The organism is Pseudomonas sp. GL_117 (assembly GCF_057835125.1).
Genome location: NZ_CM174418.1, coordinates 2,982,020 through 3,008,883, shown reverse-complemented (window position 1 = coordinate 3,008,883; position 26,864 = coordinate 2,982,020). Strand labels below are relative to the sequence as shown.

Sequence of the window (26,864 nt, the reverse complement as noted above, 5' to 3'; positions counted from 1 at the left end):
AAAACAGGTGGTGTTGGCGGATTCAGGTGAAGAGACTGATCGCCCCGGTCAGCAGGGCTAGCGCGGTAATCACCAGGGAAGTGAGTACCGCCCATTTGACGGTGGCTCTCTGGAAGTCGCCGATGTCGCGATCAACCATGCCCACCAGCAACAGGGTTGAAGCTACCAACGGACTCATCAGGTGTACCGGCTGGCCGAGAATCGATGCGCGGGCGATCTCCACCGGGTCAATGCCATACGCCGCAGCGGCATTCGCCAGGATGGGCACCACGCCGAAGTAGTAAGCATCGTTGGACAGCACGAAGGTCAGCGGCATGCTGGTAATTGCCACTACCAGTGGGAACAGATGCCCCCAAGACGGCGGAATCCAGTCAACCAGGGTTTGCGCCAGAGAGTCGACCATCTTGGTGCCCGAAAAAATCCCGGCAAAGATACCGGCGGCAAATACCAGAAGTACGACGGTCATCGCGTTGCCCGAATGGGCAAGGATGCGCTCCTTCTGAATATCCAGTTGCGGATAGTTGATCATCAGCGCCAGTACGAACCCGATCAGGAACAGGATCGCGGAATGCATGATCCCCATCACCAGTGCGATCATCACCGCGATCACCAACAGCAGGTTGACGTAGGCCAGCTTCGGGCGCTTGTGCGGAGTGTCTTCAAGAATCGCCTTGATGTAGCAGTCGCCGCCGCCGCTTTCCAATTGGATATTACCGATACGCTTGCGCTCGGCACGACCCAGCAGGAAGGCGGTGAAGACCACCCACATCGCACCGCCGATCATGGTCGGCAGCAAGGGCACGAAATAGGCACCGGCATCCAGGCCCAGCGCCGCGATCGCCCGGGTCGCTGGCCCTCCCCAAGGGGTCATGCCACTCATGATGCTCAGAGAAAGCATGGCAATGGTCGCCAGAATCATTGGATTCATCCCGATACGTTTGTATAGGGGAAGCATTGCCGCACAGGTAATCATGTAGGTGGTGGTGCCATCACCGTCCAGGGCCACCACCAGCGACAGCAACGCTGTGCCAACAGCGATTTTCATCGGGTCGCCGTTGACGCGCTTGAGGATCTTGCGAATCAGCGGGTCAAACAGGCCGGCGTCGATCATCAAGCCAAAAAACAAGATCGCGAACAGCAGAAGCGCAGCCGAAGGCGCGACCATTTTCAAGCCATCGAGCATCATCTTGCCGGTAGTGCCACCGAAACCGCCAATGACGGCAAACACAATCGGCACCACTGTCAGGGCGACAATCGGCGACAACCGTTTGGTCATTATCAGGACGGTGAAGACCACCACCATGGCCAAGCCAAGCAATGCGAGCATAGGTAAGTTCTCTTGTTCTTATGAGTAGCGTGGCCGACGCGCAGGCGTACGACCCCGTGCCCGCCAGATGGCCCGATCAACGGTACCTGGCGGGGGGTTGTTCTTGAGGTAATTAAAGGGTCTAGAGTCGGCCGCGGCCGGTTAGACGTGTTCCGTGACCCTCAGGCCATCCCAGTCCGCGTTCTGAACCTGGGTTGGGTTCACAGCGGGCGAAGGTTTACCGTCCAGCGTCCGCAGCAGTGTTTCGCGATCGCAGGCGTTCTCCGAGATGGCCATCACCACGGTAGCCACGGCGTTGCTGGCCAGGCTGGTCAGCGCCCGGGCTTCCGACATGAAGCGGTCGATCCCGATCAGCAGGGCAAGGCCAGCCAGGGGAATGTCATGGATCACCGTCAGCGTCGACGCCAGTGCGACGAAACCGGCGCCGGTGACACCTGCTGCCCCCTTCGAGGACAACAGCATGATGGCCAGCATGGTTACGGTCTGCATCAGGCTCAGTTCAATGTTGCAGGCCTGAGCAATGAACACCGCTGCCAGCGAGAGGTAGATCGCCGTGCCGTCGAGGTTGAACGAGTAACCCGTTGGCAGCACCAGCCCCACCACACCTTTTTTGCAGCCCAAGGCCTGCAGCTTTTCCAACATTCGCGGCATCACCGGCTCGGTGGAGGAAGTCCCTAGCACCACCAGGAATTCTTCGCGCAAGTAGCGCAGCAACTTCCAGAGACTGAAGCCATTCGCCCGGCAAATGCTGCCCAGCACCACAAAGACGAAGAAGGCACAGGCGATGTACAACGTCATGATCAGCTTGGCCAGCGAACCCAACGAGGTAATACCGTACTGGCCCACAGTGAACGCCAAAGCGCCAAAGGCACCGATCGGAGCAACGCGCATCAGGTAGGAGAAGATCTTGAACACCATGTGCGAGGCGGATTCCAGTACATCCAGTACCGGCTTGCCACGCTCGCCTATGGCTGAAAGAGCAAAACCACACAGCACCGCAATGAACAACACCGGCAGCACTTCACCTTTATTGAAAGCACCGATGAAAGTATCGGGGATGATGTGCATGAAAAACTCGACCACTCCCAACTTCGCGGCGGAATCGGTGTACTGCGTCAGGCCCTTGGTGCTCAACTGGGTGGGGTCAATGTTCATGCCCACACCGGGTTTGAACAGGTAGACCGCCACCAGGCCGATAATCAAACTGATCACGGTCAACGCCAGGAACAGCAACATGGTCTTGCTCAACAGACGACCGAGCGCACGTTTGTCGCTCATGCCGGCGATACCGGTGACGATGGTGCAGAACACCACCGGAGCGATCATCATCTTGATCAGCTTGATGAAGGCATCACCCAGCGGTTTCAAGGCAATGGCCTGTTGCGACCAGAAGTGCCCGACCAGCACGCCCAACAACACGGCGAAGAGAATCTGGAAGTAGAGCGATTTTACAACTTTCATGGCATCACCCATTTTTAGAATTGTGCTGATGCAAAGACGGCAATGACTAGGGGAAATTATCCGGCGAGTCGTTGGGAAGCCGTGGCGTAGACAAAACCGGAGAACAGCCTGCGTGATGTACGCACCACCGAGGCACGAATTGTCTCACCCTGAGCACCGGTGTAGGACAATACGACATCTATCCCGCCGCTTGGATGTTCAATGCGTACTTGCTTCAAGCGCGGCTCGCTAGCCCCGCCGAGCAATTGTGCGACAACACTGCCCGGCGTGACACACGCGGTGGCCAGGCCGATGGAGCCGGTGATCGCCAAGGCGCGGTGGCAGTTGTGTGGCATGAAGTAGCGCACCTGGATGGTGCCGCCAGCCTTGGCCGGAGACACCAGTACAGGCTTGGGAATCACTTTGTCACTGACATCACCCAGGCCCATTGCCAACCCGGCTTGCAGTCGCAAGTCTTCCAGACGGCGCAAGAACTCTTTGTCGGCATCCAATTCAGCAGGACTTTCATCACCGCGCTTACCCAGTTGGCCGGCTTCGATGATCATCATCGGCATTGCCATATCGATGCAGGTCACTGGAATGCCATCGATCAAATCCTGCGTTTGCCCAGTCGGGAAGAGTTTGCCGGTCTTGCTGCCCGCTGCATCCAGGAAGGTCAGTTGCACAGGAGCGGCGGTACCCGGCACACCGTCGATGGCGGTGTCGCCTTCATAGCTGACCTGCCCATCGGGGGTCTGTACCTCGGCGTTCACAAAAGTCCCCGTGTTGAGGTTGCGAATCCGCACGCGAGTCAGATCTTTGGAGGCTTTTACCAGCCCATGCTCAATGGCGAACGGGCCAACGGCGCAAAGCATGTTGCCGCAATTGGGTGCGGTGTCGACTCGACGCTGGGAGACCATGACTTGCACAAACAGATAATCGACATCCGCCTCAGGATGCAGCGATGGGCTGACGATCGCCACCTTGCTGGTTTGTGGGCTACCACCACCGATGCCGTCAATTTCCAGCTCATGGCCAGAACCCATCAGGTTGAGCAGCAGCTCATCACGCTCGTCGATCGCAACAGGTAGATCCCAGGCGAGAAACACCGGGCCTTTGGAAGTACCACCGCGCATTAGCACACAGGGAATTCGTTGCATGAATACTGACTCTTGTTGATCAATCGGGGTAATTGTTGCCTTGTGAGCAAGAGTCGCAGGCTTTAAAATTTGTTTCCAATGCAAATATCAGCCTGATTATTGCGTTTGACGAATGATGATTTTAGGATGAGCGGACTGAACAACTCTCGTCTGCTGAGATAAAAAACGTGAATTATGAGCTGAACGACATCCGATCTTTCGTGAAAATCGCAGAACTTGGCAGCTTCCACGAGGCTGCCGATGCACTGCATCTCTCCCAGCCAGCCCTAAGTCGGAGAATGAAAAAGCTTGAAGAGGGATTAGGAACAGCCCTCCTCGATCGCACGACAAGGAGGGTAAGTCTTACTAGCGTTGGGCGAGACTTCCTACCCAAGGCACGACGCTTACTGGATGACTTCGACGACTCGATCCTTAACATCCGGGAACTGGCGGAGCGGCAGAGCGGCCGTGTAACCCTGGCCTGTATCCCCACCGCCGCTTTCTACTTCCTCCCGACGGTGATCCGCCTCTACAACGAGCGCTATCCACAAATCCGCATTCGCTTGCTCGATCTCAGTGCAAACGAAGGCCTGGAGGCTGTTCTGCGTGGCGAAGCCGACTTTGGCATCAACATGATGAGCGGCCAGCACCCCGACATAGAATTCGTGCCGTTGGTCAACGAGCCTTTTGTTTTAGCGTGTCGACGCGACCATGAGCTGGCTGAGCGCAGCGCAGTCACCTGGTCGGAACTCAGCAATTACCGCCTTATCGGGGTCGGTCGCCTGAGCGGCAACCGCATGCTGCTTGACCACGCGTTGTCGGGCTTGAGCTGGCGGCCACAGTGGTTCTATGAGGTGCAACACCTGTCTACATCGCTGGGTCTGGTAGAAGCTGGATTAGGCGTCTCGGCAATGCCGAGCCTGGCAATGCCTGCTGAGGATCATCCAACATTGGTGAGCGTCCCGTTGATAGAGCCCATCGTCAACCGATCGTTGGGACTGGTGTACCGAAGAGGCGCCTCACTCTCTCCGGCAGCGGAAAAATTCGTCTCGATACTGCTGGAGCAGTGGGAGCAATGACCTCTTTCTTCCCCTTAGCCTGGGTTGAGATAACCGCCGAACGGCGTTGAGCAATGCCGACTATGTGGACGATTGCAACCGAGTGAATGGGTTGGCCGCGAACCTCGGGTGGCGAATTTAGCCACAAAATCGGCAAGTCACTTACGACAGGAATAATAGGATGTTCGTACCGAAAGCGTTGGGCGGGATTGAAATCTACAGGGCGAGCAAACGTCATGAAGACCTTATCTTCCAACGAATCAAAAGAGGCGTATTCGAACAATTCGAACCCGGGATCTACACCGACAGGGCCGAAATAAAAAACATCGTGAATCACATGTTCGAACTGTATCGGAAAATCCTTGCCGAACACCTACCCATAATAAATTCCAGGGGGTTCGCTTCATTCTTAGTGCAGCAATATGAACGCTACGGACAAATTTCCAATAAATACAAACTCGGCCTGCTTCCTAAAGAGGAAGAAATATTCTGGCAGGGCTACGCAGTGTCAGCCCGTAGAGGGATAAAATATCTACTTGAACTGATCTGCCTGGCAGACATGAAAGACAACGCTTCGAACCATAGTCTCCCTGAACAACAAGATGCGATAGCTATGGTGTTTGTCGCCGCCGAAGAACTGGTCAGTCTTTATATGCGTAGCGACAACTATGTATATTTGATGGAGAACGTCACACTCATCCTCGACCCTCTGGAAGAAACCTATTTTAATGTGCCTCAAGACGCCGATACAATTTTTGACCCGCGTGAGGCTTATCGTGATGAAGAACTCTATATTCCCAGCCCAGACTTTCTGTGCGATCACGCCGCGCACAGTGAGCTTACTGAAGAAAGTTTCATTCGCCACCTAGGGATTACGTATACAACAGTTTTAGGTATTTTTCAGTGGATCATCACTACCTATAGCGACGCCGAACATCCAGAGCGTATTTGTTTTTTCTATCGCGACGAAGTACTTGCGACAATTATTAAGACTTACGCGGTATCAGCAGAGCAGGCTCGATTATTTTTAGATGGGCTATCTCTCTCGCCTGAAAAAATGCGCGAGGAACGCAGAGAGCTATTTAGTCCGAAACAAGAGTATAGAGCCTATAAGCGTCCGTTTTTTTACGATTACCATAACGGCGACGAACTGATGTTCTTCTCTCAGCTTATGGCAACAGAATGTTTAACATGTCTGGTCCGAGAATTCGCTTTCAAAAAAATCCCGACTGAATGGTACGCCAAACAGGTGGGTGCAGAGTTGGCAGATGTTTCCTTAAAGTCGGGTCGCTGGTTTGAAAGCGTGGTGACAAGCAACTTCGAGCGCATTGGACTGCGCGGCCTGTCATCCGTAAAAAACCTACGCTTCAAAAAGGGTCAAAAAATTGAAGTTCCAGCCGATGTCGGCGAAATCGACCATCTCGTTTTCTGCCCTGATCAACAATTGCTCATCATTATTGAAGACAAACAAGTTATTCAATCTACCGAGCCCAGAACGCACCGGGATGATCTCACAAAATTTATCACCAGCAAAAATAGTTACAGCGAGAAATTCTCCAAAAAGTACACATGGGCCGCTGACAATCTCAACGATCTGGAAGCCTATTTTCAAGAGGTATTTGATCCCGGCATCCAGTTTGGTGCTATTTGCCGCGTAATGATAACGCGGTACCCAACATTCGTCGCAAATCAGATCAAAGACTTTACGTGTATCTCCCTCGTTGAGTTCATGAATATCTATTCTTCTTCGGGCAAACGCTGGATATTCAATAAAAACGAAGTGGTAAAGCTGGCACCGCACAGTCTTGATCGCGATGAATCGCACTAATACGGTGCAATATGCCTACCCCGCATACCCCATTCTCAAACGTCATAATCCTCCCTTTTCCTACATGGTAATCTGCCACCTCCCTCATCGGCTTTGATCCCATGCAGTCAAAGGCCCCAACCAGGAAAGATCATGCCGAAAAAGTCTCACACCGCCCTGCGCCGTAATTTCCGTGAATTGCTTGCAACGCCTACCTGCGTAGAAACTGCTTCCGTCTTTGACCCGATGTCCGCGCGTATCGCCGCCGACCTGGGTTTTGAAGTGGGCATCCTGGGCGGCTCCGTCGCCTCGTTGCAGGTGCTCGCCGCCCCCGATTTTGCCTTGATCACCCTGAGTGAGTTTGTCGAGCAGGCCACCCGCATCGGCCGCGTCGCCCAACTGCCGTTTATTGCCGATGCCGACCACGGTTACGGCAATGCCCTGAACGTGATGCGCACCGTCGAAGAACTTGAGCGTGCCGGTGTGGCCGCGTTGACCATTGAAGACACGCTGCTGCCCGCACAATTCGGGCGTAAATCCACGGATCTGATTTCCATCGACGAAGGTATCGGCAAGGTCCGCGCCGCGCTGGAAGCACGGGTCGATCCGGAACTGTCGATCATTGCGCGGACCAACGCCGGTGTATTGCCCACCGAAGCGGTGATAGAGCGCACCCTGGCCTATCAAAAAGCCGGTGCGGATGGGATTTGCATGGTCGGTGTCAGTGACTTCGAGCACCTGGAGAAGATCGCAGAAAACCTCACGGTGCCGTTGATGCTGGTGACCTACGGCAACCCGAAACTCCATGACGCCCAACGTCTGGCCAGCCTCGGCGTTCGTGTGGTGGTTGCCGGTCACGGTGCATATTTCGCCGCGATCAAGGCCACCTACGACAGCCTGCGCGCCCAGCGCCAGTTGACTCACAGCACCTCGAACCTCAGCGCTACCGAACTGACGCACACCTACACGTTGCCCGAGAGTTACGTGGCGTGGGCGCAAGAGTTCATGGATGTAAAAGAGTAGTCCTTACCTGCCAGGTAAGCGGTGAATGCCCTCCTCCTGCCATGGGCTCACCGCCACCGTTGGCGGCGTCACGCCAGCGCCACCCCATCGCATGCCCCGCCCTGAGCGCCCTGCTCACCAATGCCACTAACCGCAACTAAACAGCCAACTAAAAACTCGCGCGCACGAAAAAAATCCGCCGCAGAGTCTGCGGCGGCAACCAAAGGATTTTGTCGAAGCAGAGCGGCTAAGACAGTTCCACGCTACACCCGGTAGCCAATAAATACCGTGAAGTTTAATTAATCGAGTTTCATCCTTCCCCTGGCTGCAGGCCACGCAGACTCTGCTTAGAATCAGCTTAGGCAGCCACGTCGAAGATAATAAAAACGGTAATGCCTCACCTGAAAACATCTGCCAAAACAATGTTATGCGCTATCCAACAAGTGCGGTGTTTGCGCGCGCGTTCAATATTCTTGGGGATTAAATAAATGTTTAAACACAGCAGTCTGCTGGCACTGGCGGTGTGCGCCAGTATCAGTCAAATGGCATTGGCCGAGTCGGTCAGCGACCAGGCCGAATCGAAAGGCTTTATCGACGGCAGCAGCATCACCGGGCTGTTGCGCAACTACTACATGGACCGCGACCGCGCGAGCGGCAAGGCCGACAATCGTGACTGGACCCAGGGCGCGATGCTCAACTATGCCTCGGGCTTCACCCAGGGCACCATCGGCTTCGGAGTCGATGCCTATGCCTACGGCGGGCTGAAACTCGACGCCACCCACAGCGACGCCGGCACTGGCAACTTGCCGACCGACCGCAACGGCGATCCAGAAAATGCCTACGGCTCAGTGGGCGCGGCGGTGAAGGTAAAAATCTCCAAGACCCAGCTCAAGTTCGGCGACATGCAGCCCACCGCCCCGGTCTTCGCTACCGGCGGCACCCGCCTGTTGCCGCAGACGGCCACCGGTTTCGACCTGACCAGCAGCGAAATCGCCGGCCTCGACCTGGAAGCCGGGCACTTCACCAGCACCAACAGCGGCATGACCAGCAACCACGACCACGACATCTACGCGACCTACGCCAACATCGCCGCCAACAGTGCGAGCTTTGTCGGCGGCAAATACACCTTCAGCCCGTCACTGAGCGCGACGCTGTATGCCGGCGAACTGGAGGACATCTGGCGCCAGTACTACACCAACCTCAACTACGTGATCCCCTTGGGCCACGACCAGTCACTGGCCCTGGACGGCAACCTGTACCGCACCCTCGACACCGGCAGCGCCAAGGCCGGGGCGATCAACAACACCACTTATTCGGTGGCGGCGGCCTATTCGTTCTGGCAGGCGCACACGCTGACGTTGTCGTTCCAGAAAGTGCATGGCGATACGCCGTTTGACTACATCGGCAGCGGCAACAACGGTGCGGGCGAAGGCGGCGATTCAGTGTTCCTCGCCAACTCGGTGCAGTGGGGCGATTTCAACGGGCCCGGCGAGCAGTCCTGGGGTATCCGTTATGACCTGAACATGGCCAGCTATGGCGTGCCTGGGCTGAGTTTCATGGGCCGTTACATCAACGGCTCGGACATCGACGGCAGCCACACACCGGCTCACAGCGCCTACGCCAACGACTATGGCTCGGACGGCGCGCATCACGAGACCGATGTGGAAGCCAAATACGTGATCCAGAGCGGCCCGGCGAAGAACCTATCGCTACGGGTGCGTGATGCCATCGTGTCGTCGAACGCCGACCAGGGCGATGGCAAGTTGAACGAGCTGCGGCTGATTGTCGACTATCCGTTTACCTTGCTGTAGGCGACCACACTGAGCCGGCCGACAGGGCGCCGGCCGGCTCATGACCGTGCTACCCCACCCAGCCTACTGCGGTCTTGGGAATGACTTCCGACTCATCCAGCTTCGACGCAAACATGCTCACCGCTTGCACCGCATCGCTGGTGCTGGTGCGGATCTGCAGGATCACCGAACCGGCCTGATCGGCCAGATTCACACCCCGTTGCGCGCCTTCCTGGGTGGCGTTCATGCTGGTCACCGCGTCACGCGTTTCCGAGAGGATCATGCCGATCATCTCGGCAATTTCCGCCGTCGAGCGGCTGGTGCGCCCGGCCAGTTGTCGGACCTCATCGGCCACCACCGCAAACCCGCGCCCCTGGTCGCCCGCGCGCGCCGCCTCGATCGCTGCGTTGAGCGCCAACAAGTTGGTCTGGTCGGCAATACCGCGAATGGTGTTGACGATGGCCGTGATCTGCTCGGAACGGTCGCCCAACTGCCCCACCAGTCGTGCGGATGCACCGATGTTGTCGGCGATGCGGCGCATCTCGCTGGCAGTTTCCTGGATCACCTGGGTGCCATGCTCGGCAAAGCGCTCGGTCTCGGAGGAGATGTGATAGGCCCGCGACGCGCCACGGGAGTCTTCCTCGAATTTCTCTACCCGCTCGGTGATGTCGCTGGCGAACTTGACGATCTTGAGCAGTTTGCCATCGCCGTCATACACCGGGTTGTAGCTGGCCTCCAACCACGCGACGCGACCATGCTTGCCGATGCGCTTGAATTGCCCGGTGAAAAACTCACCGTTGTTCAGGCGTCGCCAGAAGTCACTGTACTCACTGCTGTTGACCAATGCGGGTTCGCAAAACATGCGGTGATGTTTGCCTTTGAGTTCAGCCAGGGAATAGCCCATGACGTTCAGGAAGTTTTCGTTGGCGTCGAGCACCTGACCATTCAAGTCGAACTCGATCACGGCCATTGCCCGGTCCAGCGCCGCGAGTTTGCTGCGGGTCGCCGCTTCCTGTTCGACTTTCTGTGTCACATCCAGCGCGTACTTGACCACTTTCAACACATGGCCTTGGGTATCCAGCACCGGGTTGTAGCTGGCCTCCAACCACACCGTTTTTCCGTTGGAAGCCACTCGTTTGAAGGTGCCCGACACGAACTTGCCAGCACGAAGGTCGTTCCAGAATTCCGTGTAAGCCGGGCTGCCGGTCAGTTCCGGCAAGCAGAAGTCGCGGTGGGACTTGCCCATCAATTGCGCGGCGCTGTAACCCAGGGTGTTCTGGAAAACTTCGTTGGCGCGCAAGACCTTGCCGGTCAGATCGAATTCGACCACCGCCATGGAGCGCTCGAGCGCGGCGATCAGCCCCTTATATTCAGTGACGTCGGCCGTCCTGGCCGCCAGTTCTGTTTTTAAGACTTTATTGAACATGACGTACCTCTCGCTCAAGCGTGATCCTGTAGTGCCTGAGTCTAGTATCGGCGTAAAAAAAACGGACTTGACACGGAAAAAATATTTATTAATTGACGTCAATATTTACACGCCGCGCATCGCCACCGTGACCCACCCTGCCCCTGTGTTTAAACTGGCAACCCTTTGACCTGAGCGGAGCCCCCATGGCCAACCACGACCTGCACTACACCCCCGACCCCGATGCAGATTCGATTTCCTCCGACGTGATCGGCTTCAACGGCATCCTGGTCTCCACCCAGATTCCCACCCGTGCCGACGGCAGCCTGGAGCTGGGCGACATCACCTTGCAGAGCGAATGCACCCTGCAAGCGCTGAAAGTCGCCCTGGAAAAGGCCGGCAGTTCCATGGACCGGGTCATGCACCTGACGATCTACTTGACGGATATGGCCGATCGCGCCGCGTTCAATGACGTCTACAAGCGCTTCTTCGCCAAGCCGTGGCCGGTGCGGGCAGCCGTTGGCGTGGCCGCGTTGGCCGTCGATGGCATGCGCGTCGAAGTCACCGCAATGGCCGCAAAAGCCTAAGCCAGGCGCAGCCAAAAAATGTGGGAGCGGGCTTGTGTGGGAGCGGGCTTGCTCGCGAATACGGTGTGTCAGTCAATAGATGTTTGACTGATCCAGCGCCTTCGCGGGCAAGCCCGCTCCCACATTTGATTGGGTTTGCAATCCCAAGGCTCAGGAAACACCCGTTAGCCTTGTGGTAGGTGCCCCCCCAGCGTTTCACAGCTACAATGCGCGCCTCAACCGTGACAAGCCTGACTAAAAAAACTATGTCCTTGCCCAAGCACCACCTTGAATTGCTCAGCCCTGCCCGCGATGTCGCCATCGCACGCGAGGCCATCCTGCATGGCGCCGACGCCATCTACATCGGCGGCCCAAGCTTTGGCGCCCGTCACAACGCGTGCAACGAGGTGAGCGATATCGCCTCACTGGTGGAATTCGCCCGCCGTTACCACGCCCGCGTCTTCACCACGATCAACACCATCTTGCATGACAACGAACTGGAACCCGCGCGCAAGCTGATCCATCAGCTCTACGACGCCGGCGTCGACGCGTTGATCGTGCAAGACCTGGGCGTGATGGAGCTGGATATTCCGCCCATCGAGCTGCACGCCAGCACCCAGACCGACATCCGCACCCTGGGCCGCGCCAAGTTTCTCGACCAGGCCGGTTTCTCGCAGTTGGTCCTCGCCCGCGAGCTGAACCTGCAGGAAATCCGCGCCATCGCCGATGAAACCGATGCCGCCATCGAGTTCTTCATCCACGGCGCCCTGTGCGTGGCGTTCTCCGGGCAGTGCAACATCTCCCACGCGCAGAACGGCCGCAGCGCCAACCGTGGCGACTGCTCCCAGGCCTGCCGCCTGCCGTACACCTTGAAAGACGACCAGGGCCGCGTCGTGGCCTTTGAAAAGCACCTGCTGTCGATGAAAGACAACAACCAGAGCGCCAACATCCGCGCGCTGGTCGAAGCGGGTGTGCGCTCGTTCAAGATCGAAGGCCGCTACAAGGACATGGGCTATGTGAAAAACATCACTGCCTATTACCGCCAGCGCCTCGATGAAGTGCTCGAAGACCGCCCGGACCTGGCCCGTGCGTCCAGCGGCCGTACTGCGCATTTCTTCCTGCCCGACCCGGAAAAAACCTTCCACCGGGGCAGCACCGACTATTTCGTCACCGACCGCAAGATCGACATCGGCGCCTTCGATACCCCGACCTTCACCGGCCTGCCGGTGGGTGTGGTGGAAAAAACCGGCAAGCGCGACTTGCAGGTGGTGACCCATGAGCCGCTGTCCAACGGCGACGGTCTCAATGTACTGGTCAAGCGTGAGGTCGTGGGTTTCCGCGCCAACATTGCCGAGCCCAAGGGCGAGTTCGAGGAAGATGGCGAGAAGCGTTACCGCTACCGCGTCGAGCCGAATGAAATGCCGGCCGGTTTGTATCAACTACGCCCCAACCACCCGCTGAACCGCAACCTGGACCACAACTGGCAACAGGCGCTGCTCAAGACTTCGTCCGAACGCCGTATCGGTCTGACCTGGGCTGCACGCCTGCGTGAAGCGCAGTTGGAAGTCACCGCGACCAGCGAAGAAGGCATCAGCGCCAGCGTCACCCTGCCCGGCCCGTTCGGCGTGGCCAACAAGCCGGAACAGGCCCTGGACACCCTGCGCGACCTGCTCGGCCAACTGGGCACCACCGAATACCACGCCACCGACATCCAGCTGGATGCGCCGCAAGCGTTCTTCATCCCCAACTCGCAGCTCAAGGCCCTGCGCCGCGAAGTGATTGAAGCGCTGACCGCCGCCCGCGTTGCCGCGCACCCGCGTGGTGGGCGCAAAGCCGAAACCACCCCGCCGCCGGTGTACCCGGACGCGCATCTGTCGTTCCTGGCCAACGTCTACAACCAGAAAGCCCGCGACTTCTATCACCGTCACGGGGTGAAGTTGATCGACGCCGCCTTCGAAGCCCACGAAGAAACCGGCGAAGTGCCGGTGATGATCACCAAGCACTGCCTGCGTTTCTCGTTCAACCTGTGCCCGAAACAGGCCAAGGGCGTGACGGGCGTGAAGACCAAGGTCGCGCCCATGCAATTGATCCACGGCGACGAAGTGCTGACCCTCAAGTTCGACTGCAAACCCTGCGAGATGCACGTGGTGGGCAAGATCAAGGGGCATATCCTCGGTCTGCCGCAACCGGGCAGCGCAGTGGAGCATTTCAACCCGGAAAACATTATTTTCCAGGGTACGCACTAACCCTCTGGGAGCGGGGCCACCACCAGCCCCGCTGCAACCCCGCCGCCGCCAGCAGAATCGCCGCCACTCCCAGCCATTGCAGCCAACCCAGGCGATGCCCGAAGGCGATCCAGTCGACGAAGATCGCCGCAATCGGGTAGATGAACGACAGTGCGCCGGTCAACGCGGTCGGCAGTTTCTGGATCGCACCGTACAGCAATACATACATCACACCTGTGTGCACCACGCCCAGCGTCGCCAACGCCGCCCAGGCGGTGGGCGCTACCGGCAGGTTGCTCCACGTCACCAGTGGCGCCAGCAACAATGCGCCGGTGGCGACCTGGATCAACGCCATCAAATGCGCTGGCACTTGCTTCAAGCGCTTGATGATCAAGGCGGCAATCGCATACAAAAACGCCGCGCCAGAGGCCAACGCAACCCCAGCCAGATAGTCCCCGCCACCGGCTTGCTGCTCGCCATGGGCAGTGACAATCGCCAACATCCCAAGGAACGCTACGCTGAGCCACGCGAGCTTCTGCACAGTAATCTTTTCCCCCAGAAACAGCGCCGCCAACAGCACCAACATGAACGGCTGCACGTTGTACACCGCTGTACTGATGGCGATGGACGCACGTGAATAGGATTCGAACAACAGCAACCAATTGCCAACGATCGCCACGCCGCTGAGCATCGCCAGCCCGAGCCTGGCCCACGTCAGCAGCGACAGGCGCAGGTAGCCGAGCACGGCACAGACCAGCAACAGTGTCAGCGCACCGATGACACAGCGCCAGAACACCACTTCGATCACCGACACGCCCGACACCAGTACAAACCAACCAATGGTGCCCGAGATGAGCATGGCGGCGACCATTTCCCACGAACCGCGACGGATGGATGTGTCCATGTTTGCTGCTCCTCAAATGAGGCTCAATTATGGCAATCTGCTGGGTAACGGCTCCAGCGCCTAAAAAAGGCCAAAGCCCTGGATCACCTTTACTAATTAGGCAAAAACCATGATCGACACCATCGACCAGCAACTGATCGCCGCCTTGATGGACGACTCACGCCTGTCCCTCAAGGCGCTGGCGGGAATCACCGGGCTGTCGTCGCCCAGCGTTGGCGAGCGCTTGCGGCGCTTGGAAGAACGCGGTGTTCTGACCCACTACACGGTGGACATTGACGCCAAACACTTCGGCTACCTGCTGCAAGCCATCGTGCGCATCCGTCCCCTGCCCGGCCAATTGCAGGAAGTCGAACGCCAGATCCAGGCGATTCCCGAGTTCACCGAGTGCGACAAGGTCACGGGCGACGACTGCTTCATCGCACGCCTGCATGTGCGCACCATGGAACAGCTGGACAGCCTGCTCGACCGGCTCAACGTGTATGCCGAGACCAACACCGCCATCGTCAAGAAAACCCCGGTCAAACGCCGCTTGCCACCGCTTGATAGGTAACGCTGCTTTCCCCGCGCTTGAAATGTACTGCGCTCGCCTGTAGTAATGGAATGGACGCCCCCTTCCTAACGGCATCTATGTGCCAAAGTGAAAGTGTTACCCACACTTAACGGAAGGGAGCGTCCACATGAAGCTTACGACTGTTTCGATTGACTTGGCAAAAGCAGTGTTTCAACTTCACGCCATCGACGAACAAGGCAAGACGGCGCTGAAGAAACAGCTTAAACGTGAGCAGGTTGTGCCTTTTTTTGCCACGCTAGAACCGTGTTTGATTGGCATGGAGGCCTGCGGTGGCGCTCATTATTGGGCAAGAAAGCTGCATTCTCTTGGCCATACGGTCAAGCTGATGGCGCCGCAATTTGTGAAACCCTATGTGAAGTCGAACAAGAATGATGCGGCCGATGCAGAGGCAATCTGTGAAGCCGTCACTCGACCCAATATGCGCTTTGTGCCAGTTAAAACGGTTGAGCAACAAGCCATCCTTGCCGTACATCGTGCACGCCAAGGTTTTGTAAAAGCCCGGACGGCGCAAGCTAATTCGATTCGCGGGCTTCTTGCTGAGTTTGGCGTGGTCTTGCCACAAGGAATCAGGCATATCAACGAGCGTTTGCCAGGCATTTTGGAAGATTATGAAAACGACCTTCCTGGATCTTTTCGTCAACTGATGCAGCGCTTGCACGAACATCTAAAAGAGCTGGACCGACAAGTCGTTGAGTTGGAGCGAGAGATCCAACAATGGCATCGCGCCAACGAGGCCAGTTGCCGCTTGGCAGAAATGCCAGGAGTGGGACCACTCACCGCGACAGCTCTGGTGGCGTCGGTGGGGGACGCAAAAAACTTCGCTAATGGCCGGCAAATGGCGGCCTGGCTCGGGTTGGTGCCGCGACAACACTCCAGCGGAGGAAAGCCCACATTATTGGGGATCAGCAAGCGGGGAGATGGCTATTTACGCACCTTGCTGGTTCATGGCGCTAGGTCAGTCGTTCGCGTGGTGGAAAGTAAGACAGACCCTTCAGCGGATTGGTTGAAGGGGTTATTGGCGCGTCGTAACACTAACGTCGCGGTTGTGGCACAGGCGAATAAAACGGTTCGAATAGCCTGGGCATTATTGGCCCACGGCAGCAGGTTCCGCCTCGACTACACCCCAGATGTAACAGGGGCGTAGTCGGGGCGGTTGAACAAAGGCAGTGATGCATTGGAAAGGAATACTTCCAAGGTTGCTCAGGCGATCATAACGTGATGGCAAGACAGGTAGGACCGGGATCGGGTAATTCTGCTCCGCTCACAGCGCTTCGAGCGCGTTGTAGTGATAAGAACCCGATCAGCGAATTCCATCAGGGACAGAGGTACAGCCTCACTTAAAGTCCGGATGTATGGCTGCAACCTTATCCCGTCTGCGTTTTCACGATTTGAGAGCTTGGCATACTGGGGGCGTCCATGTATGAGCGGGCTTGCCCCGGTACAAACCGGGGACATCGTTTACATATCTAACCGGGGACATGGTTTACAGGTTAATACGCATGATCAGGAGGTAACTGATCATGCCCTGGAACCAAGAGTCTCCCATGGATCAACGAATCAAACTGGTCATCGACTGGCTTTCTGGTGACTTCAGCAAAAGCCAGCTAGCTCGGCGCTTCGGCGTCAGTCGACCAACTGTAGATAAATGGATCTCTCGTCACGTTGACGGCGATTTGAAGTCGTTGGCAGAGCTGTCTCGACGACCTCATACCAGCCCAAACAAGACTGACGATGAGATCTTGGCTCGCATAGTGGCGATGAAAGAAACCCACGATAAATGGGGGCCGAAGAAGCTTGTCAGGCTATTACGAATCGAGGATCCGTCAGTCGCCTGGCCATCGCCCAGCACGGCAGGCCAATGGCTTGACCGGCTTGGGCTTGTCAGTAAACGGCGCTTCAAGCGACGGCACAGCACTGCTCACAGGGAAATGCGCGAAGCCAACGAGCCCAACAAGACGTGGTGCGTTGATTACAAGGGGCAGTTCAAGATGCTCAACGCCCAGATGTGCTATCCCCTGACCGTTACGGACCATGCCTCTCGCTTGATTTTGGCCTGCAGGGCTCACCCCAAGATCAAGACCTTGCCCGTCAAACAGGCATTCGAGAGGCTTTTTCAAGAGTACGGGATGCCGGAAGTCATTCGCTCTGACAACGGCGTTCCTTTTGCTTCTCCAGGCCTGGCAAGAATGTCCACACTGGCAGTTTGGTGGATCCGCCTGGGTATTTACCCGGAGCGAACCATGCCGGGAAGACCTGCCCAGAACGGCCGGCACGAACGGATGCATCGTAGTTTGAAGTTTGAGTTGCCACTGGGGAAAAACCTGGTTGAGCAGCAGCTCTTGCTGGAGCATTTTCGACATGAATTCAATTACATACGACCTCACGAGGCGCTGGGCATGAAGCGCCCGGGTGAGGTATATGTGCCGTCTACTCGACCTTATCCAGGATGTCTGCCGGATGTGGAGTATGCCGCGGAAATGAAAGTACGAAGCGTCAGACAGAACGGCTCAATCATGTGGAAAGGAAAGTTGTTGTTTGTAAGCGAAGCGCTATCAGGAGAGCGGATTGCGCTCAAAGAAGTTGAAGATGATGTTTGGGATCTGTACCTGTGTGACTATCCCCTAGGGAGGCTTGGACGAGGCATGAGCCGCGTCCAAGCCTAAAATGTGTAAACGATGTCCCCGGTTTCAGATGTAAAGGATGTCTACGGTTCTACACCCGCGCCGGGTGGCGAAGCCGCCCCAAATTCAGACACCTCGGTCTTCCTGACCCACCGCAGCGTACCGTTGGGGCGGCTTTGCCCCCGGCGCGGGGCAAGCCCGCTCACTACAGGCCGTGCAGTGTCTTGGCCGCCGCCAATAAACCTTTGAACTTGCGATAGCGCGCCTCCAGCAGCGGCTGTTGCCCGACATCCGGCTGGTAACGCGCCTTGACCGGCATCCCCGCCTGCAGCAACTCGGCGCCCTGCCCGATCGCCATGAGCCCCAGCTTCGCCGCCCCCACGCACGCGCTCAACTCACTGCCGTGCAACGTGAAGATCTCCCGCTGCAGGATGTTGGCCAACAACTGCGCCCAGTACTCACTGCGCGCCCCGCCGCCGACCAAGGCACACGCGCCGACGCGGGCCCCCGCCGATTGCACCGCGTGCAACGCATCGAGCAAACCAAAGCCCACCCCCTCCATCACCGCATACCCGAGCAGCGCCGGGGTGCAGTCGTGGCCCAGGTTCATGAATCCACCGCGCAGCAACGGGTCGTTATGCGGCGTGCGTTCTCCAGCCAGGTAAGGCAGAAACAGCGGCGCCGACAGTGGCACCGCCTGTGCGATCGGCAGTTGCGCCTGCACCTGCTCCAGCAGCGCCTGCTCATCCCGCGTGCCGGTCAGCCGCGTGACCCAGCGCAGGCAACTGGCACCCGCCAGCATCGCGCCCATGGTGTACCAGCGCCCGGGCAGCGCATGACAGAAGCTGTGCACGGCGCTGGCCGGATTGCCGGCGGCGTGATCGGTGATTGCCACAATCGCAGCGCTGGTGCCCAGGGTGATGAACCCGTCCCCCGCATTGATCGCGCCGATGCCTACGGCGGCCACCGGGTTGTCGCCCCCGCCACCGGCGATCACCACCCCAGCAGGCAAGCCCAGGCCGGTCGCGGTCAGCACGGCGCTGGCCGCGCCGCCTTCCACCAGCCTCGGCAACTGCCGCAGCGCCAGGCCGCTGGCGCGAACCATCGGGCCGTACCATTCACGGTTCGCCACATCCAGCCACAGCGTACCGGCGGCATCCGACATCTCGCTGACGCGCTCGCCACTCAAGCGCAAACGCAGGTAATCCTTGGGCGACAACACACAGTCAATTGCCTGGAACACCTCAGGCTCGTGGCGTTGCAGCCACAGCAGCTTAGGCGCGGTCAACCCGGCCATCGGCAGGCTGCCGGTGACGTCTGCAAAGCCCGCGCCCAGCTCTTGAGCCTCAGCGATGGCACGGGAGTCGTCCCACAGGATCGCCGGATACAACACCTGGTCGTCCCGCCCCAACAGCACCGCACCATGCATCTGCCCGGACAAGCCGATACACGCCACCCGGGCAAAGGCCGGGTGCGCCCGCAGTCGCGCCAACGCCTGCACACACGCCTGCCACCAGTCCTGCGGCGCCTGCTCGGACCAGCCACTGTGGCGCCGCGACACACTCAATCGCACGCCGGCGTGGGCCAATACCGTGCCGTCAAGGTCCATCAGGATCGCCTTGAGTTCTGAAGTGCCGAGGTCTATGCCGAGGGAAACAGGACTGCTCATACGCGTGTCATTCCAATCAGATACAGCCACATGAATTGCGCAGTTGCAGGCTCGGCGCCAGGCGCACGCTGTGCGGCGTTGCCTCGGGTGTCGCCATGCGCTGCAGCAGCAGGTGCACCGCACGCGCGCCCAGGTCGTTGACCGGCTGGGCAATCAACGTCAGGCGCGGCACGAAAAAATCGGCCCAGTCAAAATCATCAAACCCCACCAAGGCCATCTGTCCTGGCACCTCTAGCTGCGCGTCACGCAGGGCGTGCATCGCGCCAAGGGTCATCAGGTTGTTTCCGGCCATGATTGCCGTAGGCGGTGCATCCAGCCCGAGCAACTGCACCGTGGCCTGGCGTGCCGGCTCGGTGTTGGAGCCGCCGTTGACCAGCAACTGCGGATCAAACGCCAACCCCGCCGCCTGCAAAGCAGCCTTATAGCCGGCAACCCGCTCGTCCGTGGTGCTGAACCCCGTACGCCCGGCGATAAAACCGATGCGGCGGTGCCCGTGGCCAATCAAATGGGTGATCAGGGCCTGGGTGGCCTGGGTATTCTCCACCCCGACCTGATCGAATTGCGCGCTCATCATGCGGTCCACCAGTACTGCCGGGATCTGGTTGGTGCGCAGGTACTCCAGCGCCTTCGAGTCGTTCGACGGCGCAAGGATCACCCCGTCGACACGCCGGTGATGCAGCGCCGTGACCACCCGCAGCTCCTGCTCCGGGTCGTCGTGGGTGTCGACAAACAGCATCATGTAGCCGTGCTTGGCGCACTCGCTTTCAATGGCATGCACGGTTTCGCTGAAGTAGTGGTTGGACAGCGCCGAGATCGCCACGCCAATCGTGCTGGTGCTCGACCGCGCCAGCGAGCGCGCCAGGGTGTTGGGAATGTACCCCAACGCCTGGATCGCCTGCTGCACCGCCTGCACAGAGGCCGGGCTGACCTTGCGGGTGCCGTTCAACACGTGGGACACGGTTGACGTCGACACCCCTGCCCGGCTGGCCACGTCATCCATGGTCACCACGTTGCTGTTCCCCTTAATCGATCAATGTTTGCTCGACCAACCGCTGTACGTACCGACGTTGTCGCGGGTGATCAGTTTTGGCGTGAGCAGGGTAACCGCTTCGCCAGGGGCTTTGTCATTCAGAATGTCGTTGCCCACATCCACCGCCGTCTGCGCCATGGCCCAGGGGTCCTGGCTGGCCGAGGCCTGGATCAGCGTGTCGGTCTTCAGCGCGTTCTCAATGTCCGGCGCACCGTCCACCGAGGTGATGACGATGCCGCTGCGCTTGAGTTGCTTGGCGGCCAGGTCGCTGCCGATGGCTTGCGGGTCGTTGATCGCGAACAAACCGTCGATTTTCGGGAAGCGTGTGAGGTAGCCCTGCATCACATTCAGGCCGCCTTCACGCGAGCCTTTGCCGTCCTGGTCATCGGACAGCACCTTGATCTGCGGCGCACCGGCCAGCGCCGCCTTGCAGCCTTTGACGCGGTCGGTCACGGCCGTGACCTGCGGGCCGTTCTGGATGATCACATTGCCCTTGCCGCCCAGCTTGTCCACCAGGTACTGGCAGGCCAGCTTGCCGGCTTCGACATTGTCGGTCTGCACCGTGGCGTTGACCCCTTTGGCATCCACATCCACGGCGACCACGACAATCCCGGCGTCACGGGCTTTTTTGATCGCCGAGGCCATGGCCGACGGGTCGACGGCGTTGATCAGGATCAGGTCGACCTTGGACGAAATGAAGTTATCGATCTGCGAAAACTGCTTGCTCAAGTCATAGTCGGCTGACACCGAGGTGACCTTGACGTTGGGGTTCAGCGCCTTGGCCCGCGCCGTGGCGCCATCGGCCAGGGTCACGAAGTACGGGTTGCCGAGCGAGCCCATGCTGATGCCAAGGGCTTTCAACTCACGCGCCTCGACGGCTTGGGACATCAGGGCCGCCAGGGCAATAACGGGAAATACGCGTTTGAAGTTCATACGGGTCTCTCTTGTGATTGTTGTTGTACGAGTGAAATCAGGTGCGTGCACCGGATTGGCGATAACGATCCAGCGCCACCGCGCCAATGATCACGATGCCCTTGATGATGTATTGCCAGATGTCCGACACCCCCAGCAGCACCAGGCCGTTGGTGAGCACCGCAATGATCAGGGCCCCGATCAGCGTGCCGCCGATGGTGCCGACGCCGCCGGTAAAACTGGTGCCGCCGAGGATCACTGCGGCAATCGCATCCAGCTCATAGGATTGGCCCAGTTGCAGGCCGTTGGCCGCGAACAGCCGCGAAGCACTCATCACCGCCCCCAGCCCGGCCAATGCGCCGGACATGGCGTAGACGAACAGCAACACCTTCCACACCTTGATCCCCGACAGCCGCGCCGCTTCCGGATTGCCGCCCACCGAATAGATCTGCACGCCCATCACGGTGCGGAGCAGGATGAACCACGACAACCCCACCACCGCCACGGCAATCACCACCAGCCACGGCACGCCGAGGATCGAGTCGTTGCCGATAAACGCAAACGGCAGGTCCGGGTTGAACACGGTCTTGTCGTCTGCCAGCAAGCGCGCCAAACCGCGCATGGCAGTCAGCGCACCGAGGGTGACGATAAACGGCGGCAGGCGCATGAACGCGATCAAGCCGCCGTTGACCAAGCCCAGCAACAGGCCAAAACCGATGCCCGCCGCGATCCCGAACATGCCGAACTGCGGCGACATCGACGCCTGCAACGCCACTACCGCCGACGCCGCCAGGATCGCGCCCACCGACAGGTCGATGCCCGCCGTGAGGATCACAAAGGTCATGCCCGCCGCCAGCACCACATTGACCGAGGCCTGCTGGGTGATGATCGACAGGTTCTGCATAGTCAGGAAGTTTTCGCTGGCCAGGGCAAAGCCCACCAGCAACAGCACCAGCACCGGCAACATGCCCACCGTGCGCATCAACTCACGTGCACGTTCTGCCTTGCCCATTGTTGTCGTCATCTGCAATTCAGCCATTGGCCACCACCTGATCGCCACCCGTGGCGAGGTCAATAATGCGTTCCTGGGAAATAACCTGACCGGATGCGCCGCCGACCTCGGCGACCAACTGGCCTTCGCGCATGATCAGCACACGGTCGCAAGTGCCGATGATCTCCGGCAGTTCGCTGGAGATCACCACGATGCCCACGCCGGCCTGCGCCAGTTGATTGATGATGCGGTAGATCTCGGATTTGGAGCCGATGTCCACGCCCCGCGTCGGCTCGTCGAGGATCAGCACATGCGGCTTGACCTCCAGCAACCGCGCCAACAGCACTTTTTGCTGGTTGCCGCCGGACAACGCGCCGACATTGACCTTGCCCGACGCCACCCGGATCGACAGCGCCTTGATCGCTTCACTGGCACGCTGTGCGCCGTGGCCGCGATCCAGCACACCACCGGCGTGGGCGTCCGGCACGCAGGCGCAGACGTTGATGTTGTCGGCCACGCTCATGTCGAGGAACAGGCCCTGGGCCTTGCGGTCCTCGGTGAGGTACACCACGCCGGCGCGGATCGCGTCCGCCGGGGTGCGCAGTTGAGTGACGGTCTTGCCGACCACTTCAAGGGTGCCGTGGGTGCGTGGGTCGGCACCGAAGATCAGCCGCGCCAGCTCGGTGCGCCCTGCCCCCACCAACCCGGCGATGCCCAGTACTTCACCGGCATGCAGGTCGAAGCTGCAATTCCGCACGCGCTTGCCGTCGGCCATGTCGCGCACGCGCATCACCACGTCTCCGGGGTTATAGGCAGCGTGCTCCTTCTTGTAGAAGCCGGACAGGTCACGACCCACCATCATTTTCACCAGCACCTCGGCCGACAGCGCGTCGCGGGTCAGTTCGCCGATGTATTGGCCATCGCGCAGCACCGAGACCCGGTCCGACAACTCATAGATCTCGGCCATGCGGTGGCTGATATAGATGATCGCCAGGCCCTGGCTGCGCAGTTGCTTGATCAACGCAAACAAGCGGTCGGTCTCGCGGGAGGACAGCGGCGTGGTCGGTTCGTCCATCACCAGGATCTTGGCGTGGGCATGCAGGGCGCGGGCGATTTCCACCAGTTGGCGCTCGGCAATCGACAGGCTGCTGACCCGCGTCGCCGCCGTGAACTCGGCGCCCAGGCGCTGCAGCACCTCGCGGCAACCGTCCTGCATGCCCTTGCGGTCGATGGTCCAGCCGCGCCGCAGTTCACGCCCCAGGTAGATGTTCTCGGCCACGCTGAGGTTGGGGCACAGGCTCAGTTCCTGATAGATCACGGCAATGCCGAGGGTTTTGGCGGTGGCAGGGTCGAAGCTGGCGACAGGTTGGCCGGCAATGCGGATTTCACCGCCGGGATCGGCCTGGTAGGCGCCGGAGAGGATTTTCATCAAGGTGGATTTGCCGGCGCCGTTCTCCCCCATCAAGGCGTGGATTTCGCCGGGGTAGACCTTCAGGCCGACATTCTTGAGCACACGCAAACCGTTGAAGGTTTTGCTGATGCCCTGCATCTCAAGCAAGGGTTCAAGGCTCATGGCTGAGCTCCTGGTTTTATTATTTTTGTGGTCGAGCGGGCCGACTCTAAAACAGAAGCTTTTGCTTGCGCAAGCGCTTGCTTAGCTGTTTTTGTGCTTGAAGAAACGTTTCACCAACGACTTTTGTGCAAAATTCCGGTTAGTACGCACGCACAGTCCATCGCGCGCAGTGGCAGCCACAGCGCCGCCATTGGCCTTGGGAAAGGAGGTTGGGTGCGATCAGCTTGCAGGGTGCGGGGCAGCCATGGCTGTTGGAGCGGTGCGCTAAGGCTCCTGCTCTTCGATGAGCGGCACCTGCGCATCATCCATCAGCGAACCGGGGTCTTCGTTGCCGGGGTCGTTGAGTTCCTCTTCCGGTTCCTGCTCACGTTCATCCGACATGATCCACACCTCTATGAACCCGGGTTGTCCACCTGGATATAAAACGCATAGGCGCCCAGCAACAACCAGAACACCATAAACAGCCACGGCGCACGCATTGAGAATAGCAGCGACTTGCGGTAGCCCTTGTGGGACGACTCGGTCTCGCAGAACAGCGGTGAATCGTCGTACGCAAGGCCCATCACCGGTTCACTGCGCAACAGCTCGCTTTGCTTGTAGTGCCAGTGGTCGATGATTTCATACGCCGCGCGAATCCCCGGCCAGGCGTTCAGCGAGCTGAGAATGCCGAGCAAGACCAGGAACGCCGGCACCACCAGGGTGAACAGCTTGCCCCACTCGGGGTTGAGGTTGCCCATGCCGGAGACGAAGGCGATGACCAGGAAGGATTGCGCCGTGAGGTAGGCGTCTGTGCGGTTGGCCAGGATCGTGGTTTCGTACTGGATCTCACGGCGGTAGAAGTCCAGGCGATCCTTGGGCGAGCCGAAGATCTTGGCGTTGTGTTCGCTGTGGTCGGTCAGGGCCGTTTCCGGGGAATGCGGCGAGATGATTCTGGGCACGGCGGTGCTCCGTGGGGAGGTCGAGTCCTGTTAGAAGAAGGGGCACTGGATGAAGTTCAAGTTTGTTCGCGCACCAAATCAGCGCAAAGCGCACCCTCCCCTTGTGCGAGCTGTCGCCGTTGTAGTGAGCGGGCTTGCCCCGCGCTGGGGGGCGAAGCCGCCCCAAACCCAGACACCGCGGTCTTCCTGAAATACCGCGGCGGTCTAGTTGGGGCGGCTGCGCCCCCCAGCGCGGGGCAAGCCCGCTCACTACGGGTTGCGCGGGTTCGCAGATTAGGGATTTGGAGGTTCCGGCACAGGCATTGCTTTAGCCATTGAACACTGCCCGCACACAGGAGCTTTCGTTACAACCCGACCCAGAGCCGACCCCATAAGAAAGTAAGGACCAGGCCCATTGGCACCTTCAGCCATGGGCTCATAAAAACATGCGTTTTTTTAAACGGCAGTGCCCCCCAAGCCCCACTCGGCACTGACAAGGTACTGGAATGGCTCGATCTTTCTTCGATGAAATGAATGACGCAAACGGCGCCTGCCGCGCGCACTATCAGGAATTCTCCCGCTGGTTGGCCAATACGCCACCGGAACTGCTGGCCCAGCGTCGCCGCGAAGCCGACTTGCTGTTCCACCGCGCCGGCATCACCTTCACCTTGTATGGCGACGAGCAAGACACCGAGCGCCTGATCCCCTTCGACATCATCCCGCGCAGCATCCCCGCCAGTGAGTGGCGCGTGATCGAACGTGGCTGCATCCAGCGCGTCACGGCACTGAACATGTTCCTCGCCGACATCTACCACGACCGGCGCATCATCAAGGCCGGGATCATTCCCGCCGACCAGGTGCTGGGCAACGAGGGTTACCAGCAGGCCATGGTCGGCCTCGACCTGCACCGCGACATCTACTCGCACATCTCCGGCGTCGACCTGGTGCGCGATGGCGACGGTACCTACTACGTGCTCGAAGACAACCTGCGTACCCCCAGCGGCGTGAGCTACATGCTCGAAGACCGCAAGATGATGATGCGCCTGTTCCCCGAGGTGTTCGCCAAGCAACGCATCGCGCCGGTGGACCACTACCCCAACCTGCTGCTCAAGACCCTCAAAAGCTCAAGCCGCCTGGACAACCCCAACGTCGTGGTACTCACCCCCGGGCGCTTCAACAGCGCGTTTTTCGAGCACGCGTTCCTTGCCCGGGAAATGGGCGTGGAACTGGTGGAGGGCGCCGACCTGTTCGTGCACGACCTCAAGGTGTTCATGCGCACCACCGACGGCCCCAAAGCCGTGGATGTGATCTACCGCCGCATCGACGACGCGTTCCTCGACCCGCAGGCCTTCAACCCCGAGTCGATGCTCGGCGTGCCCGGCCTGGTCGCCGCCTACTGCGCCGGCAACGTGGTGCTGGCCAACGCCATCGGCACCGGCGTGGCCGATGACAAGTCGATCTACCCCTACGTGCCGGAGATGATCCGCTTCTACCTCGACGAAGAGCCGGTGCTGCAAAACGTGCCGACCTTCCAATGCCGCAAACCCGACGAGTTGTCCCATGTGCTGGCGCACCTGCCGGAACTGGTGGTCAAGGAAACCCAGGGCTCCGGCGGCTACGGCATGCTGGTCGGCCCGGCCTCCAGCGCGGCCGAGATCGAGGACTTCCGTCAACGCATCAAGGCGCGCCCCCACGCCTACATCGCCCAACCCACACTGAGCCTGTCCACCTGCCCGACCTTTGTCGAAAACGGCATCGCGCCCAGGCACATCGATCTGCGCCCGTTCGTGCTGTCGGGTAAGGAAACCCGCCTGGTGCCCGGCGGCCTCACGCGTGTGGCACTGCGTGAAGGTTCGTTGATCGTCAACTCGTCGCAAGGCGGCGGAACCAAGGACACCTGGGTGGTGGAGGGCTGAG

The 26,864-nt window shown here is 59.2% G+C and carries 21 protein-coding genes; 10 read left to right on the top strand and 11 right to left on the bottom strand.

What is annotated here, in order from left to right; all coding sequences use genetic code 11:
- Positions 1–22: 22 nt before the first annotated feature.
- The 3 genes from AC3ISR_RS13410 to AC3ISR_RS13400 all read right to left on the bottom strand — a co-directional run bounded on the left by AC3ISR_RS13410 (position 23) and on the right by AC3ISR_RS13400 (position 3,927).
- On the bottom strand, positions 23–1,327 hold the full coding sequence (locus AC3ISR_RS13410) for a CitMHS family transporter (protein WP_192300098.1): 1,305 nt from the start codon (positions 1,325–1,327) through the stop codon (positions 23–25).
- Positions 1,328–1,468: 141 nt separating this feature from the next.
- Positions 1,469–2,800: a dicarboxylate/amino acid:cation symporter gene (locus AC3ISR_RS13405; RefSeq protein ID WP_463983716.1), complete on the bottom strand. Its 1,332-nt coding sequence runs from the start codon at positions 2,798–2,800 to the stop codon at positions 1,469–1,471.
- A gap of 44 nt (positions 2,801–2,844) precedes the next feature.
- Positions 2,845–3,927, bottom strand: coding sequence for a 4-oxalomesaconate tautomerase (locus AC3ISR_RS13400; RefSeq protein WP_463983715.1), 1,083 nt, complete (start codon positions 3,925–3,927; stop codon positions 2,845–2,847).
- A 167-nt stretch (positions 3,928–4,094) separates the two neighbouring features.
- Between AC3ISR_RS13400 and AC3ISR_RS13395 the strand changes: the two genes are divergently transcribed.
- The 4 genes from AC3ISR_RS13395 to AC3ISR_RS13380 all read left to right on the top strand — a co-directional run bounded on the left by AC3ISR_RS13395 (position 4,095) and on the right by AC3ISR_RS13380 (position 9,584).
- Positions 4,095–4,985 (top strand): LysR family transcriptional regulator, encoded by an 891-nt coding sequence (locus AC3ISR_RS13395; protein WP_192300101.1) that lies wholly within the window; start codon positions 4,095–4,097, stop codon positions 4,983–4,985.
- Positions 4,986–5,145: 160 nt separating this feature from the next.
- Positions 5,146–6,792 (top strand): hypothetical protein, encoded by a 1,647-nt coding sequence (locus AC3ISR_RS13390; RefSeq protein ID WP_463983714.1) that lies wholly within the window; start codon positions 5,146–5,148, stop codon positions 6,790–6,792.
- A gap of 132 nt (positions 6,793–6,924) precedes the next feature.
- Positions 6,925–7,794, top strand: coding sequence for an isocitrate lyase/PEP mutase family protein (locus tag AC3ISR_RS13385; protein WP_226457589.1), 870 nt, complete (start codon positions 6,925–6,927; stop codon positions 7,792–7,794).
- A gap of 467 nt (positions 7,795–8,261) precedes the next feature.
- Positions 8,262–9,584, top strand: coding sequence for an OprD family porin (locus AC3ISR_RS13380; RefSeq protein ID WP_463983713.1), 1,323 nt, complete (start codon positions 8,262–8,264; stop codon positions 9,582–9,584).
- A 49-nt stretch (positions 9,585–9,633) separates the two neighbouring features.
- Here AC3ISR_RS13380 and AC3ISR_RS13375 read toward each other — a convergent pair whose 3' ends face one another.
- The gene (locus AC3ISR_RS13375) at positions 9,634–10,989 is read right to left on the bottom strand and encodes a methyl-accepting chemotaxis protein (protein ID WP_192300105.1); all 1,356 of its coding nucleotides are present in this window, start codon (positions 10,987–10,989) and stop codon (positions 9,634–9,636) included.
- A gap of 185 nt (positions 10,990–11,174) precedes the next feature.
- Here AC3ISR_RS13375 and AC3ISR_RS13370 point away from each other — a divergent pair, with 185 nt between their 5' ends.
- Both AC3ISR_RS13370 and AC3ISR_RS13365 read left to right on the top strand, forming a co-directional pair.
- A complete protein-coding gene (locus tag AC3ISR_RS13370) occupies positions 11,175–11,555 on the top strand; it encodes a RidA family protein (RefSeq protein WP_192300106.1) in 381 nt (126 codons plus the stop codon).
- 245 nt (positions 11,556–11,800) lie between these two features.
- A complete protein-coding gene (locus tag AC3ISR_RS13365) occupies positions 11,801–13,780 on the top strand; it encodes a peptidase U32 family protein (protein WP_192300107.1) in 1,980 nt (659 codons plus the stop codon).
- Here the strand turns inward: AC3ISR_RS13365 and AC3ISR_RS13360 are convergent.
- Entirely contained in the window at positions 13,758–14,663 is a 906-nt protein-coding gene (locus tag AC3ISR_RS13360; RefSeq protein WP_192300108.1) for a DMT family transporter, read from the bottom strand. The two genes, AC3ISR_RS13365 and AC3ISR_RS13360, sit on opposite strands and share 23 nt — an antisense overlap.
- 109 nt (positions 14,664–14,772) lie before the next feature.
- Here AC3ISR_RS13360 and AC3ISR_RS13355 point away from each other — a divergent pair, with 109 nt between their 5' ends.
- The 3 genes from AC3ISR_RS13355 to AC3ISR_RS13345 all read left to right on the top strand — a co-directional run bounded on the left by AC3ISR_RS13355 (position 14,773) and on the right by AC3ISR_RS13345 (position 17,897).
- Positions 14,773–15,213, top strand: a complete 441-nt coding sequence (locus AC3ISR_RS13355) for an Lrp/AsnC family transcriptional regulator (RefSeq protein WP_463983712.1) — start codon at positions 14,773–14,775, stop codon at positions 15,211–15,213.
- A gap of 127 nt (positions 15,214–15,340) precedes the next feature.
- Positions 15,341–16,378 carry an IS110 family RNA-guided transposase gene (locus AC3ISR_RS13350; protein ID WP_489324582.1) on the top strand — a complete coding sequence of 346 codons (1,038 nt, stop codon included), beginning with the start codon at positions 15,341–15,343 and terminating at the stop codon, positions 16,376–16,378.
- A 376-nt stretch (positions 16,379–16,754) separates the two neighbouring features.
- Entirely contained in the window at positions 16,755–17,897 is a 1,143-nt protein-coding gene (locus AC3ISR_RS13345) for a helix-turn-helix domain-containing protein (protein WP_489324404.1), read from the top strand.
- A gap of 163 nt (positions 17,898–18,060) precedes the next feature.
- Here AC3ISR_RS13345 and xylB read toward each other — a convergent pair whose 3' ends face one another.
- The 6 genes from xylB to AC3ISR_RS13315 all read right to left on the bottom strand — a co-directional run bounded on the left by xylB (position 18,061) and on the right by AC3ISR_RS13315 (position 24,968).
- Complete coding sequence (gene xylB / locus AC3ISR_RS13340) at positions 18,061–19,524, bottom strand: xylulokinase (RefSeq protein ID WP_463984985.1); 1,464 nt, start codon at positions 19,522–19,524, stop codon at positions 18,061–18,063.
- Positions 19,525–19,540: 16 nt separating this feature from the next.
- Positions 19,541–20,533: a LacI family DNA-binding transcriptional regulator gene (locus AC3ISR_RS13335; protein WP_305392711.1), complete on the bottom strand. Its 993-nt coding sequence runs from the start codon at positions 20,531–20,533 to the stop codon at positions 19,541–19,543.
- A 21-nt stretch (positions 20,534–20,554) separates the two neighbouring features.
- A complete protein-coding gene (locus tag AC3ISR_RS13330) occupies positions 20,555–21,487 on the bottom strand; it encodes an ABC transporter substrate-binding protein (RefSeq protein WP_489324789.1) in 933 nt (310 codons plus the stop codon).
- A 37-nt stretch (positions 21,488–21,524) separates the two neighbouring features.
- On the bottom strand, positions 21,525–22,505 hold the full coding sequence (locus AC3ISR_RS13325) for an ABC transporter permease subunit (protein ID WP_463984986.1): 981 nt from the start codon (positions 22,503–22,505) through the stop codon (positions 21,525–21,527).
- Positions 22,498–24,030 carry a sugar ABC transporter ATP-binding protein gene (locus AC3ISR_RS13320; RefSeq protein WP_192300114.1) on the bottom strand — a complete coding sequence of 511 codons (1,533 nt, stop codon included), beginning with the start codon at positions 24,028–24,030 and terminating at the stop codon, positions 22,498–22,500. Before AC3ISR_RS13320 ends, AC3ISR_RS13325 begins: the two co-directional genes overlap by 8 nt.
- Before the next feature lie 392 nt (positions 24,031–24,422).
- Positions 24,423–24,968 (bottom strand): hypothetical protein, encoded by a 546-nt coding sequence (locus AC3ISR_RS13315; protein ID WP_192300115.1) that lies wholly within the window; start codon positions 24,966–24,968, stop codon positions 24,423–24,425.
- Between the two features lie 485 nt (positions 24,969–25,453).
- Here AC3ISR_RS13315 and AC3ISR_RS13310 point away from each other — a divergent pair, with 485 nt between their 5' ends.
- Positions 25,454–26,863: a circularly permuted type 2 ATP-grasp protein gene (locus AC3ISR_RS13310; protein ID WP_192300116.1), complete on the top strand. Its 1,410-nt coding sequence runs from the start codon at positions 25,454–25,456 to the stop codon at positions 26,861–26,863.
- Position 26,864 lies beyond the last annotated feature (1 nt).